We start from the raw sequence: 14344 nt of genomic DNA, 5'->3' as shown, positions 1-14344 counted from the left end.
AAAAAACAAAAGTCTAGATGACTAATGACTGATAAGTGTTGACTGGGGACAAGGCAGACAAGGGAGAAAGAGGACGCGGGGATAAGGAAGATGAGGGAGATGAGGGAGACAAGAAATAATTACTTCTGCAACTGACAACTGACAACTGACAATTAACTAAATACCATGAAAATTGCGATCGCTCAAATTAATCCGACAATTGGTGATTTGCCAGGAAACGCTCAAAAAATTCTGGAAACAGCACAACAGGCAGCGGCAAAAGGTGCGCGTTTATTATTAACACCAGAACTTTCTTTATGTGGCTATCCTCCAAGAGATTTATTGCTAAATCCTTCTTTTGTAGAAGCCCTGGATATCACTTTACAAAAGTTGGCAAAAGATTTACCACCAAAATTAGCTGTATTGGTCGGAACTGTTGAAGAAAATACACAAGCCCATATTACTGGTGGAAAAACGTTATTTAATAGTATTGCTTTGCTAGAAGAAGGTAAGGTAAAGCAAATTTTTCACAAGCGGCTTTTGCCTACTTATGATGTATTTGACGAACACCGTTATTTTGAAGCTGGGCTACAAGCTAATCATTTCACTCTCGACAATCTCGATATTGGCGTAACTATTTGCGAAGATTTATGGAACGATGAGGAATTTTGGGGCAAACGTAGTTATGCAGTAAATCCGATTGCTGATTTGGCAATTTTGGGTGTGGATTTTGTTGTGAATTTGTCTGCCTCACCCTACAGCGTCGGCAAGCAGCATTTTCGAGAGGCAATGTTGAGGCATAGTGCAGTGCGTTTTCAACAACCTGTAATTTATGCTAATCAAGTGGGCGGAAATGACGATTTAATTTTTGATGGTCGGAGTTTTGCCTTGAATCGTCAAGGTGAAGTTATGTGTCGCGCCCGTGGTTTTGAAACCGATTTGCTGTTAGTTGAATTTGACGAGATGCAACGCGATTTACAATTAAGTTCTGTAGCGCCTGAGTATGAATCGGAAGATGAAGAAATCTGGCAGGCTTTGGTTTTAGGAATAAAAGATTATGCCCGCAAGTGTCGCTTTTCTAAAGTAGTGTTGGGTTTAAGTGGAGGGGTTGATTCGGCGTTAGTCGCTGCGATCGCTACTGCTGCACTAGGTAAAGAAAATGTCCTCGGTGTGCTCATGCCTTCGCCCTACAGTTCGGAACATTCTGTAAGTGATGCTTTAGCATTAGGCGAAAACTTGGGGATTAAGACTGATATCTTACGCATAGGGGAATTAATGCAAGGCTTTGACCATACCTTAGCCGAGTTGTTTGCAGGTACTGAGTTTGGCATTGCCGAGGAGAATATTCAGTCCCGGATTCGGGGTAATTTATTAATGGCGATCGCTAACAAATTTGGTTATCTTCTCTTATCCACCGGTAACAAATCAGAAATGGCAGTCGGTTACTGTACCCTTTACGGTGATATGAACGGTGGTTTAGCAGTAATTGCAGATGTACCTAAAACCCGCGTTTATTCACTTTGTAATTGGTTAAATCGCAATGGTGAAATCATCCCGCAAAATATCCTCACCAAAGCACCCAGTGCTGAATTGAAACCCGGTCAAGTTGACCAAGATTCTTTACCACCCTACGAGATTTTAGACGATATCTTGCAACGCTTGATTCACAACCACCAATCAGCAGCCGAAATTGTTGCCGCAGGTCACGAGCCAACCATCGTAGACCGAGTAATCCAAATGGTAGCGCGTGCTGAATTTAAGCGGCGACAAGCACCTCCTGGATTAAAAATCACAGATCGCGCCTTTGGTACTGGTTGGCGAATGCCAATCGCTAACAACTGGGTTGGTGTCAAAAAAGCCTACCAGATTGTCAATGTGCCTGCGCCTAGTTTAGTTCCTTAAATAGTCAGTTGTCGTAGAGACGCGATTAACCCAAGTCTTTCCAAGAGTCAGAAGGTAGAAGTCAACAAGAGGATGGGGAGCCGAGAAGATAGGGGATAAGAGTCATTTCTGCAACCGTCTTTTTCCCCTCCGCTCCCTCATCTCCATTCCCTAAACCAATGTGATAGTGAGATTTTGTCCTTCGATCAAAATTTTCAGCAAAGCTGCAACACCAATTTGTTCGGAAACTGCATTAGCGTCCCATTTTCCATCGGCTGTGTACTTACCTTTGCTATAAAGATTAGTTCCCGACCATAGGTAAGGAGTGAGAACATCTGCATGGTATTGTCTATAACCAAAACCATTGTATTTCTCTATCTGCCAAAGCTGTGCTGCCAGACTCCAATCTTTAACTCGGTCAAATTCTTTGCTTTTCAAAGCATCGATCGCACTTTCTTCCCAAGTGTAGCCAACCTGCCAACCTTTGATGGGGTCAGTTATTGGTTTGCCTGCGGGTACGTTAACAGTACGTTTTTTCAGTGAATCCCCATTGTGCAGATGTTTGGTGAAGTCGAGGGAAGCTTCCATATTGTGGATGACTGCAACGAAATACCAAGGTACATTAATTTTTTGCTGCACAGCTTCGTAACGAGGTCGGTTTGAAATTATTTTCTTTACTATCTCTTGAGCAACATTCAATTTCTCAAATTTGATTTCACACTTATTCCAAAGAGTCTGATAGTGCGGTTTGAGTTCGTAAAGGCGCAGAGGTATTTCTGCTGTCATTTTTATCTGCCCTCGAAGAATAACACGGTTTTAAGTGTTACAAATTTAACTAACTATTTTATACAATAATTTTATTGTTACAAAAAATTAACTTTTGTTTTCCAAAAATTAGGTTTTAAGCTCATTCCCTCCCATATGCAATTATTGGGAAAAAAATTTATTTTTTGAGTTCGCTAAATCTTCGATTTAGCGGCAGACTTAAACCTGTTTATTCATCTGCCACTAGTACAGAATTCATGCGCCCATTCTGACTCCTGATTCCTGAATTCTTTTTTATTAAATATAAATTAACAGTAAAAAATTTTACGTTTTGGGATTGTTAAAGTAGCATTGAATACAAAACTACTCTTCAAAAAAAACATTTTTACTTAGGAGTAGATAATTCCAAGCAGGTGCATTATGAAACTACAAGATTTTCTCGGCACAGGAGAGAAGTGGGGATTTGAGGCGATCGCTCAAGATTCAGAACTCACTCGTCAGGTTCAGATATTGTTAATTGGTTTGGGTTTATTGGAACCACCAGCCGATGGTAACTTTGGGCCAGTATCTACGGCAGCTCTCAAAAAATTTCAAGAATTAACAAAAACTGGAGAAGCTGAATTTTTAGGAGCAGTCACAGCCAAGAAACTAATTGAAACCAAATCGGAGGATCTTCCTAAACCTCCGTTAAAACTGGGTAATGATATTGCCAGTCGAATTCTTAAATATATGCTGGCACAAGATTATCAGGTATTTACAGGTTCTAAAGAATACAACATTGTTTATATAGAAGGAATCGATGGGGACTGGACTCTTAATAGCGATACACCCAATGGATTTAACGATCGCCGAATTGTTATTGAAGTTGTAAATGGCATTCCCAAAATTGTAGATCACTGGCAAGCTACCACCGAACCAGGTAGATATTATACCTTCAACCCGATGAATCCCGAAGGCGCTGCCAGAATTAAGTTTGGCCAGTACAAAGCTTGGGCTGTAGGTATGCATGGCAATGCCGAACGTCATGAAGCATTAGTACAAGTAGCACCGATTACTGTTTACCGCGATTTCAACAAAGACTTTCAACGGACTGGCGACAAACAAGATACGGGTCTTTTCCTGGTTAATCAACACTGGGGCTATGATGCCCCTAGTAATGATATTAAAAATGCCAGTGCAGGTTGTTTAGTGGGACGTATGCGACAAGGACATCGAGAATTTATGGCGATCGTCAAACAAGACCGCCGCTATGTATCTAATAACAATTATGTCTTTTACACTACGGTAATTGCTGGGGATGATTTGTTGAAGAAGTTCCCTGGATAAAGTTTTCTACTTTTATAGTGATTGTTGAAAGCCAGTTGGCAAAGGCGGGGAAACCCTCCAAGGGAACTTTAGAGGGTTTCCCCCAAGAGCGATTTCTCCTTGCACGCGACTGGCTGCTGTTGATTGCAAACAGTTTAACTGGTTCATCAGTAACCTCTATCTATTTACGTAAAGCGTCTGCAAGTATGTCTGCGGTTCTACCAGTACCAGCGATCGCAACCTAGGACATGAGCCTTTTTTAGGTAAAACCTGCAAACCTTCTCCTTTGCCCCTCCGCCCCTCCGCTACCTCAAAGTGCAAATTAAAAACACAACAGCCGATCATCCTCCCAACTCTCGCAACATGGCATCTACCCTAGCTACTCCATCCAAGTCATTCTGCTTCTGATATAGATTACGAGCTTTTTGCAGTACACTACTTGCTTGTTTAGCTTGCCGTCGCTGTTTATACATCGAACCCATAAACTCATAGGTTTGAGCATTATTTTTATTCAAACTGATTGCTTGCTCGTATGCCCACACAGCGGCTTCGTAATCTCCTAAGCGCGCTTGTGTCACACCTAATCCCAGATAGGCATTAACGTTGTTGCGGTTTAGCTGGATTGCACGACGGTAGGCTTCTTTAGCCCCAGCAGTATCACCTAAATTCCCTTTAATATAACCCACGGCATAGTAAAAATCACTGTTGTTGGGGTCAATACCAATAGCACGACGATATGAGGCCAACGCCGATTGGAAATTTCCTTGTTGGGCGTACAAATAGCCAATTCCCGAATGAATTTTGGCATTCTTGGGGTCTAAGCTAGCAGCTTTTTGGTAAACTGCGATCGCTCCATTATAATCACCAGTATTTACAAGCCTCCGCCCTTCCTCTAAAATTTCTTTTAACTCAGGGTTTCTGGCTTGCGCCACTAGTACTTGAGCCTGAGCGGTTAAGGGGATGGTAACAGTACAACATCCTAATAACAGTACGCTAACTATAACTGAAATGCGCTTGTACACAGTAAATTTCCTGAAATTTTAGAACAATTTTTTCTTGTACATTAAAACAAAAATATTGATTTTTGAAAACTGTATTTATTCGTTTTTCCAATATATTAATAAATCATAAAATTTGATACCCAATAACAGTATAAAAACGCTAAACTTTCTACTGAAAGATAGATAGCTCAGTATAAATAGTTAAGTGCAATCCGCAGATAAATCTGGAGTCGGAAAAAATTTCTTTGGTTCTCAGTAGTTTTAGCATCTTGTTGTCAATCCAGATAAGGTATATACCTTTGCTACTTGGTGTCGAACCTTAATTAATTATGATGCCATCTAAAAATTGGTAGATTATGTATCTAATTTTTTCCTTTTGTTCGTTTAAAATTCTTCATTATTCCTTGAGCGTCACCAAGATTAGATTAATTCTAAATGTCAAATGTTCCTCCACACGTTGAGCTTTGTCCAAGAAACGCTTCAAGCAAAAGTATGTTTGCGTAAGAGGTTATTTATAAAGTAAAAATAAATCCCTGTAGGGTGTGTCAAACCCCCATATCTGATTTGTCACGAAAAACATGATTAAAGCGCTTAACGCACCTTAAAGAGCAAAGACGATGAATAGACTCTTTCTCCCCCAGCCTCCCCTGCTCAAAGAGCTCACCAAAGCGATTGATTATTTTTTTATTTGGAAGTCCCTTAGCTTTGACACCCAACACCAACGCAAAGGCTTCTGCTTGCGCCTTCTGTTCCTACTTCCCTTGCTATTTTGATAAAAGATGTCAGGCGATGTACTAATTGCGAGGCTAAATTTATGATTTTAACAACAACTGATGTGATTCAAGGTGCAGTTATTGAGTCATATTTAGGTATTGTGACGGCAGAAGTTGTCTATGGCAGCAATTTCCTCAGGGATTTTTTAGCTAGCATTCGGGATGTTATTGGTGGACGCACTGGCAGCTACGAGCGTCTATTTGAGCAAGGTCAGCGCAAAGCAATAGCAGAATTGGAACAACGAGCGCAACGTTTAGGAGCCAACGCTGTAATTGGAATTGAAATTGATACTGGCACAATCAATGTTGACCAGTCAGGAGTTTTATTGCTAATTACCGCTACAGGTACTGCTGTAAAAACGCGTTAGCGTTTTCATTTTCAAAACTTGGTTTCTGACTTTGCGATCGAGAAGAATGGGTAATACTTTAGTTCAAATTATTTATTACCCATTAAAACAAAATTTTCAATTCTCACTCTCAAGTTAATAAGTAGGAGGCAGGAGGTAGGAGGTGAAGCAGTGCGGTCTTGGGGAGCCAGTGCGGTCTTGGGGTCTCCCCAAGTGGAGCATCTGGCGTGGTTTCCACGTCACTTCCTTTAAGTCGGCAGAGCCGCCCAACGGAGTGGCTCCCCATGAGCAACTGCACCAAGTCGAAGGGCAGCTATGCTGGAGGGAAAAGGCAATTTATGAGAGGATTTCACAGGTTGACATTCTATATTTAATTATGTCGACCTACTTAACTTTATAGATATACTTAAAATTAAGTGTAGGTTTTTTGAGAAATTCAAATTTTAGCGATAAGTTACATTAAATTAATATTTGTAAGCTGAAGAATTCGTTACTACTAAAGATAGAGCAAATATTTATTTCTATTGATAGATATAAAAAAATTAGATTAGCAATTTAATTTATAAGAATGAGCAAAAAAATAGCCTATTAAGAACTTTGCTTAAATAGCAAAGTAAGCGAGGAGAAAGTAAACTATGTCATACGTAAACCGTGTAGGTGATGATGTTATTGGTGAACCAGCGGTAGCAGCTAGAGTAGGTGAATACCATGACCGCGTTCGTTGGGGCCCGATAATAGCTGGTGTTTTGGTTGCCTTAGCTACTCAATTGATTTTAAGTTCCTTGTTTGCGGCAATCGGAGCGGGTAACGTTGCAAATTCAGGAGCGCCGAGAACAATTGCACCCAATGTTGCAGGTAATGTGGGGCTTTGGTCAACTATCGCTTTGTTACTTTCTCTTTTCACTGGTGGTTGGATGACATCTCACGCTGCTGGCCCAATGAACCGCAACACAGCCTTACTTAATGGGGCAATCTTTTGGGCTACTACCTTGGCACTCAGTTCTTGGTTATTAGCAAGTGGGGTTTCGGGTGCTTTTGGTATTGCTGCTTCTAATGCTGGGGAAGCGATAAATCAAGTACAACAATCAGGCACCGCATTACCGCGAAACGTACCCAATGTCACTGCCGAACAAACCCGCGATATTGCTGCTGCAACTTCTAAAGGTTTGTGGTGGTTTGTAATTGGTTCTTTGTTGGGTTTAGCTGTGGCATTGATGGGATCTATTGCTGGTGTACGCAGTCCTCGAACCAACTACCATACTTAAGAAGTATTGTCTAAAACTAAATGTTATGAATTTCAAAAGCACCTTAAAAAAGGTGCTTTTTTAATTTAATTTTGGCGTTTATAAAGTCCAATTAAGTCTGCTTTTGCCAAAACATGACTTTCCATTGCTGCCAAAATTTGATTTTTGTTAGCACCTGCTGCCAAAGCTAATTTTCGATCTAGGGCATAAAGTTTGAAAAAGTAGCGATGAGTGCCACTAGGTGGACATGGCCCCCCATAACCCAACTTACCAAAATCATTTGTTCCCTGTACGCCACCATTAGGTAAAGTTTTGACAGATGGAATTTGTTCTGGTAGCTGATGAACTGTAGCTGGAATATCATAAACAACCCAATGAACGAATGTCTGTCTGGGTGCATCAGGGTCATCAACAATCAATACTATGCTTTGTGTTTCCGTTGGTACTTCATCCCAAATAAGAGGTGGGGAGATATCTACCCCATCACAAGTATATTTTGCTGGAATTAAACCATTATTATCAAAAACATTACTCTCTAATTTCATAGTTTTCACCTCTTTTTTAGATTCACTGCCAAAGGATTTTGCAAATCCTTTGGCAGTGATGGATCAAACACGCAAGTTTCTTGATCTGCGTGAAATTTAATTTTGATTGAAGTTTAAATACCCATAGAAATCATCGGTAAAAGGATGAATCTTTTTACGATTGCCAAATATTCCTACACTTGATAAATGCATCCTCTCAACGCAAAAACTGCCAGTGATTCCTGATTATTAATTGAGGCGATCGCATTTATTCAAGTAATGGTGTAATATCTCACCAAAAATTCCTTTGTGTTTATACGGATGATGAAAATGCCGTCAGTATCTTTACGCTATACTATTAATAGATTTGATATCTTTTAGACAACTAGATATCATGTGTTCGTTGATATAGTTCTGCTATAGCGGCGAATATTAATTTTAATCTGTAAAAATTTAAGAGAAAACTACATGAATTATTCATTGAAAATGAAATCTGGACTATCGCTGATAGTCTTGATAGTAGCTTCATTGATTCAGTTTCCTGTATCGGCAGAAATCAACGAGACAATTCTTCAAAAACAAATACAGGCAAAGTTAAAAAGACAGTGGGAGGAATCGAGTAAATCGAAAGATAACTTAAAACAGCAACCTCAACTGTGGCAACAATTTAGACAGCAACAAGATGAATTCAGCCTCCGACAACAACAGCAATTAGAACAATTGAGACTACAACAGGATATCAGACAACAACAACAACAATTGCAACTGCAACAATTTAGATTACAAGATCAATTTAGACAACAACAACAACAACAGCAACTGCAACAATTTCAGCTACAAAATCGAGTCAGACAGCAACAACAACAACAGCAACTAGAACAATTTAGGCTACAAGATCGAGTCAGACAACAGCAACAATTGAGACAACAACAAAACATCAGACGATAGCAGCAAATGTTTGCTATAACTTTGTCGAGCGATCGCGCAAATGTATTGTTAGCGTGATGAGCGAAATATTACACGTCCTAGAGACTCTTCTTGATTAATTCGGGCGTAAACCCGCAGACAAGTCAAAACTTCCCCAGGAACGCCGCCGCAGTCTAGTTGTAGGTCATCTTTTGAGAAAGTGCAGATGTCGGCATACAGTCCCGATAATTGGCGGATTCGCACGTCATAGCCTGCATTAATTGCCCTGTCGGCAATTTTTTTGAGAATGCGTCTCGATTCTTGTTGTAGCTTCCCCCACCAAGAATAACGTTCCGCAGGTGGAACGAATAACAGAGAGTGTATGGCTTCATCCATGTCAATCCAAGCACGTAGAGTTGACAGCGGATCGCCATTTTCCTCGGCTTTTTGAGTGCGAAGGCAGCGATCGCTTAAAGCCTCAAGGTATTGCGATCGCTGTTCTGGTTTGCTATGTAGAGAGATAACATCGAAACCAAAAATACTCTTTAAAGCATGATATAAATCGGGTTCAATGTCGATAAATTTCATATAAAAATTTAAAAAGCCAGCTAGTAAATATAAATCTCCAGATTCATTACTTTGGGCAATTTCAGAATTTAATAATGCTTGTTTAGATAAGCGTAACCCTTTAGCTTTGACAGTACCCTTAAGTCCCGGATAAATAACTTCATCTCGAATAAAGGGAAGTTCGTACAAATCCGAATTATCTTTGATTGCACCGACTTTCTGTGCTAAATCCAAAGCACGTTGTTGCCAAGACTCAGCCAGATTCTCTGGGACTCGTAATAGCTTGCGTTGAATTTCATTCCACAAATCTGAGTCGCTCTGGCTTTGCAGTGGGGAATTTCCGAGATAATGAGTTAGTTCTGGATCGAAATCAAAAGCATCCCGGAGGTGACTTAGTTTTAATTGATCTGGAGGGGGTAAGATTTCTACCAAACTACAGCCTTCTTGAGGTTGTAATAGGCTTTGGAGTTCTTGCAGCACCTCATCGCATAACTTAGCTCCTGGATCTAGTGGCAACTCTGTGCGAGCCTTATCTAAAGTAGCTTCTAGCCCGTATAGACTAAACCGTAGTAGTTTAGCCAACTCTGAATTTTCTATCTCTAATAGTTGACGTAGATGCTGCATGAATATCACCTTTTCTTTATCTCACCGAACAAGTAAAAAGTTAAAAGATAAAAGGCAAAAGAAAGAAAATATCGCATTTCTTAGGCGATGAAGTACAAAGAATAATCTGTACTTCACCGAGGTAGAATCTGCTATGAAAAATGCTTGTTAACCCCTAAATTTATTTAGGCTGATTATCTTTTTACTTTTTAATGTATGCCACAAAACGGATCGCGTTCTTTATCGACTTCGTTGGGTTGCAAGTCTAATTCAGCGCGGTAAACGCATCCTTCTTGCTTGAGACATTCTTGATTTGTCGATGTCCAGTAAGGGACTTCACCAGCGTGCATCCGTAAAATACCTTTTTCGTCGAGAGTGACACGATATTGGCAAGGGTAATCTGTTGTCACATCTGGTTTGCTGAGTGCGCCAATACGTATCCATTTTTTGGTGTTGCTTTCATTATCTGTTTGATACACATAAAAGGTGTGCTGATTGCTTTGCGGGAAGGGAGGTAAGGAGTTACTGATTAAACCGTTTGCTGGTTGTGGTGCGCCATCACGCAGATAGTGAAATTCTTGCAAGGACTTATGATTCTCGTTGTCTACTTCAAAAACTAGATGATAGGCATCGGGGCGATCGACAGTTGCCGATTCAATCACGTTGACGGCAATATCACCATTACTCAAGTCTTTATTCGGGCGTTCCACAGCAATATTCCACTTCAATTTCCCATCAGCAAACAGTTCTGATTCGGAAGCTGCTGATATTGCCGAACCCACATCAATCCCAGGAACGTCAATCAAATAATGCGGATTTCCTTGACAAAGCAACACGTTAAATTGGAGTGTTTGATCGATTTCAAACTGAACTTTGATTTTTTTGAGAAACTCAGCTTCTTCCATCCCTAGTTTCTCCATCAGGGTTTGACCGTCGAAGCTACCCCAAAGTCGTAAATCTCCATCTTCGTAGTCTTGACGATAAATAATGTTTGTTAATTGTATGCCTTGCCACACAGTACGAACCTTCGCTACACTTTCCCAATGAGCGAGTTGATAGAGTTCTTGTCCGGCTTTAAAGATTGTTAGTAAGTCGTTGCTTTGGGTTTTGCGTTTGAAGTTGCAGGGTAGGTAATAAAATAAGTTTTTCACATCAATTTCTAATTGATTGGCTCCCTTACGCAGCAATCCTTTAGATTCTTCGGGGTCGAATCTCAGTCGTCGTAGTTTCTCGGCATAGCAAGCACCAGCAGATGTAGCTAGTTTGGTAAATTCCAATACAAAGGTAATTCGCTCTGGATTCCAAACAAAATATGGAGATTTGCTAAATTCCTCGTAGATGTGGCGTTGTACGATGTCGAGATTGCAAGTTTTACCTGATAAGATTAGCCAATCTACTTTATGCGTATTCCAAGGATCTACAGTGTTATCTTGAGGACGCAGACGACTCTCCATTAGTCCTTTGGCAATCCCGATCGCTTCTCGAATTGCAGAAGCAGCAGTTCGTTCAAATTGCTTACTATCTAAAGTAACGCAAATACTCTCAGGGTCTTTCACCTGAAATTTAATCGCACTTTGGTTAAGTAGTTCAGAAATTTGCTGCTCAGAGATCGTAAAGGTTAAGGGATAATCATCTGTTGCTGCTGGTTGTCCGAGTTTGAGTTTGGCCGCTTCTGCACGATCCCAAAGAGTATAAAAGGCTTGCAGGCGTTGGGGTGCTTGTTGCCAGCGGGTAGGCAATACTTTTTCTGCGGTATCTAAGGCATCTTTGTATGCCGCGTCGCCTTCAGGATTTTCTTTATCCAGACATTTCAACAAACTGCCACTTCTAAATTTACCCTGTTCCAAGAAACGCTCGTTTAACTCCGAACTAATTAAATCTTCTAGTTTTTCACTTTCGATGTCACCTGTGGTGACAGCTGATAGTAAAAAGTCAGCGATCGCCACTTTTAATAATCTAAAAATTCGCAGTGTAATTAGCTCACCGCCTAACTGTAAATGTCCAGAAGAACCTAATAGTTTTGGTGTCAGTTTATAATATCTTCCCCCCAAACCTCTATCTTCATTGTCGGCAAAAAATGGGGTTTTATCTTCTAAAGTTAGTTCAATTAAAGCCAAATCTGTGGTTCCACCACCGATATCTAAAACCAGGACATTTTGCGACCATTTGTTCTTTTCTTGGCGACAGCGGGTTTTGAAAGATTCGATGCCGATGTTAAGATTACCGCCAAATTCTCGCCAGAGAAAGAATATTGCTACAGAAACCGCTTCATCGTAAGCAGTTTGCACGTCGTCCATCCCCAACTCTTCAACTAGTTCTTTAACTTCCTTGCGAACAACTGGTGGGGCGACAGTTGGGTAGGTGACAACTGCTGTGAGGAAATCTCCTTCCGAAAATCTGCGGCGGGCGCGTTGGCGATAATCTTCAGTTAAATCGATTAAATGTCCCCAAGCTGCTTGGATCAGTTGGTTAACATTAATTGTTTCTTCCTTGCCATCTAAAATAACCGGAAAAGACCGCTCCTGACCAAAATAGCGTTTGGGTGAGTGGTGAAACCTGCTGATGATTTCTTTTAAAGAAGTTGTTGTACCTTGGGCGATCGCTTTTTTTCTGTTGTCCCTGGCTTCCCTACCCATCCGCAGTTCGAGATTTGCCAAGCGATAAACTTCCAACTCGCTAGGTATTTCTGTGCCCCGGCGATCGATATCCAGCACAACCGGAATCAAATTTTGCGATTCTAAAGTGGGGACGCGGAAGACCTCATGGTATATCTGATAAAGTTTTTTGCTAGCAGCCCGACGAAAGCGATCGCTATTACCCAAACATAGTTCGATTTGTCGAATCGCTTCTAAAAATCGCTCTTTATTATCGGTTTCAAAAATTTCATGCAAGCGACTGGGTTCTGTTTCCAGGTTTTTGCTAATGTCAGCGAGAAATTTTTCCCACTCAGCAACACTGACATCTGGTAAAGCCACCGAGGCGGGAGAACTCAGCCATTCACCCAAGCGATCGCGCAATCGCAGTTCTTGTTCTTTGGGTAACACTTCCGCGATCGGCACTTCAATGGGGTCGAAGAGTGTGACTGTAGAGTTAGAAGTGCCAAAATCCAGAGCAAACCATCCCGGAAACCTTTTTTTATCACTTCGTTGCTTATCGATGTTGTTGAGTTGGAAAGGGTTCATTGCAGTATCCATTTTTCTTATTTGCTTAGTGGGTGGCTGCTCCAAACCTGGCGCTGACCATAGATGACACGCAGATCCAATGTGCTTTCGCACAGACAGCAATGGATTTCCAGCAGCGTCGGAATCAAAATACTCTACCATCACCCGCAGTTTACAGTTGATTGGTTGTGTTAAAGGTTGCTTCAGTTTACAAGGATATTGTTCTAATTGACCGATTTGAGAAATTTTCGGGATGTCTGAGTCGAATTTCCCATAGGCTTTTTGAATTTGTGCTGCCAATTCACTTGGTGTTCCTCTGACAGCACAAGTAATGCGGGAAATGTGAGGAACGTTGTTCCCAGCAGCAATAAGTTGGATTGTTGGCAGCTGCAAATATTCGTTTTCGTGAATACGCACTTCAAATTGAGGAGAAAGCCGAATTTCTACAGGCATTTCATATTTTCCTTAAATTGCTGATATTTGGTCAGTTGTCAGTTGTCGTAGAGACGCGATTAACCTTTGTCTGTACAAAAGTCAGTTGTCAGTGGTCAGTAGTTTTATCTCCTCTGCTCCGCTGCTTACCTAACTCCCCTCCTATTCCCTATTCCGAACTCCCGACTCCCTATCAAGCAACTTCACGAGAAATATTTGAATAAAAATGGTGGCGATTTTTAAGAGAATCTACTACAAGCGTGGGGATTGCGATTTGCGATCGCAATTTTCCCGCAGCGATATATTTGAGTAACTTTTATTTCGCTCTCAAAAACGCGGCAGTTACTAAATTTATATTTAAGATTCTTGCTCGGTAGCAAGTGTTACTTGTTCGATAGTTAAACTCAGTAACTGAGCAACTTCTTCCATCGACATTCCACGAGCTAAGAACCGAGGTACAAGTTCAAGTTTTACTTCTTGTCGTCCTTCTTGTCTCCCTTCTTGTCGTCCTTCTTCTTTAGCTTCTTGATAAACCCTAGTTTCTTCTAACTTGACTCCTAACATCGCCTCTACCTCTTCACGGCTTAAGTTTGCAAATTTATAAACAGCGATTGTTGTGATTACATCTATTTGGAATTGCACCTCAGCAAAAAAGATCGTCTGAGGTTTTGTATTAGGTGGCGGTAAAAATACCCCATCAATCCGAAATGTTGGTTCTTTAACTTCAACTGATTCAAAGCGATAGCTACTAGCTTCAGGGGGTGGCTGTTCTACTAACTCAAAAAACAACCTAGGAGTACGTTTGAAAATTGTATAAAAAATGGCATCGCGTCTCACAAATACATCCTTATTTTGC

The 14344-nt window shown here is 40.8% G+C and carries 12 protein-coding genes; 6 read left to right on the top strand and 6 right to left on the bottom strand.

Features of this window, described 5'->3' with window-relative positions; all coding sequences use genetic code 11:
• Positions 1-165 precede the first annotated feature (165 nt).
• Entirely contained in the window at positions 166-1881 is a 1716-nt protein-coding gene (locus tag I8752_RS31205; RefSeq protein ID WP_214436054.1) for an NAD+ synthase, read from the top strand.
• A 150-nt stretch (positions 1882-2031) separates the two neighbouring features.
• Here I8752_RS31205 and I8752_RS31200 read toward each other — a convergent pair whose 3' ends face one another.
• Complete coding sequence (locus tag I8752_RS31200; protein ID WP_214436053.1) at positions 2032-2646, bottom strand: hypothetical protein; 615 nt, start codon at positions 2644-2646, stop codon at positions 2032-2034.
• Between the two features lie 399 nt (positions 2647-3045).
• Here I8752_RS31200 and I8752_RS31195 point away from each other — a divergent pair, with 399 nt between their 5' ends.
• Both I8752_RS31195 and I8752_RS31190 read left to right on the top strand, forming a co-directional pair.
• Positions 3046-3951 carry a peptidoglycan-binding domain-containing protein gene (locus tag I8752_RS31195; protein WP_214436052.1) on the top strand — a complete coding sequence of 302 codons (906 nt, stop codon included), beginning with the start codon at positions 3046-3048 and terminating at the stop codon, positions 3949-3951.
• Between the two features lie 17 nt (positions 3952-3968).
• Entirely contained in the window at positions 3969-4175 is a 207-nt protein-coding gene (locus I8752_RS31190) for a hypothetical protein (protein ID WP_214436051.1), read from the top strand.
• A 96-nt stretch (positions 4176-4271) separates the two neighbouring features.
• Here the strand turns inward: I8752_RS31190 and I8752_RS31185 are convergent, their stop codons facing one another.
• Positions 4272-4952: a tetratricopeptide repeat protein gene (locus tag I8752_RS31185; RefSeq protein ID WP_214436050.1), complete on the bottom strand. Its 681-nt coding sequence runs from the start codon at positions 4950-4952 to the stop codon at positions 4272-4274.
• Positions 4953-5745: 793 nt separating this feature from the next.
• Here I8752_RS31185 and I8752_RS31180 point away from each other — a divergent pair.
• Positions 5746-6072 (top strand): YbjQ family protein, encoded by a 327-nt coding sequence (locus I8752_RS31180; RefSeq protein ID WP_214436049.1) that lies wholly within the window; start codon positions 5746-5748, stop codon positions 6070-6072.
• Positions 6073-6686: 614 nt separating this feature from the next.
• Positions 6687-7316 (top strand): hypothetical protein, encoded by a 630-nt coding sequence (locus I8752_RS31175; protein ID WP_214436048.1) that lies wholly within the window; start codon positions 6687-6689, stop codon positions 7314-7316.
• A 65-nt stretch (positions 7317-7381) separates the two neighbouring features.
• Here the strand turns inward: I8752_RS31175 and I8752_RS31170 are convergent, their stop codons facing one another.
• Positions 7382-7840: a YbhB/YbcL family Raf kinase inhibitor-like protein gene (locus I8752_RS31170; protein WP_214436047.1), complete on the bottom strand. Its 459-nt coding sequence runs from the start codon at positions 7838-7840 to the stop codon at positions 7382-7384.
• Between the two features lie 447 nt (positions 7841-8287).
• On the opposite strand from I8752_RS31170, the gene I8752_RS31165 reads away from it, so the two are divergent.
• Positions 8288-8767: a hypothetical protein gene (locus I8752_RS31165; protein ID WP_214436046.1), complete on the top strand. Its 480-nt coding sequence runs from the start codon at positions 8288-8290 to the stop codon at positions 8765-8767.
• A 48-nt stretch (positions 8768-8815) separates the two neighbouring features.
• Here the strand turns inward: I8752_RS31165 and I8752_RS31160 are convergent, their stop codons facing one another.
• The 3 genes from I8752_RS31160 to I8752_RS31150 all read right to left on the bottom strand — a co-directional run bounded on the left by I8752_RS31160 (position 8816) and on the right by I8752_RS31150 (position 14325).
• Positions 8816-9916: a hypothetical protein gene (locus I8752_RS31160; protein WP_214436045.1), complete on the bottom strand. Its 1101-nt coding sequence runs from the start codon at positions 9914-9916 to the stop codon at positions 8816-8818.
• A gap of 188 nt (positions 9917-10104) precedes the next feature.
• Positions 10105-13509: an acetate and sugar kinases/Hsc70/actin family protein gene (locus I8752_RS31155; protein ID WP_214436044.1), complete on the bottom strand. Its 3405-nt coding sequence runs from the start codon at positions 13507-13509 to the stop codon at positions 10105-10107.
• A 336-nt stretch (positions 13510-13845) separates the two neighbouring features.
• A complete protein-coding gene (locus tag I8752_RS31150; protein ID WP_214436072.1) occupies positions 13846-14325 on the bottom strand; it encodes a DUF2887 domain-containing protein in 480 nt (159 codons plus the stop codon).
• Positions 14326-14344 lie beyond the last annotated feature (19 nt).

The sequence above is a fragment of the Dendronalium phyllosphericum CENA369 genome, assembly GCF_016056275.1.
Lineage (GTDB): Bacteria > Cyanobacteriota > Cyanobacteriia > Cyanobacteriales > Nostocaceae > Dendronalium > Dendronalium phyllosphericum.
The sequence above is the reverse complement of the archived record's forward strand: the minus strand, read 5'-3'. Positions and strand labels throughout refer to the sequence as shown.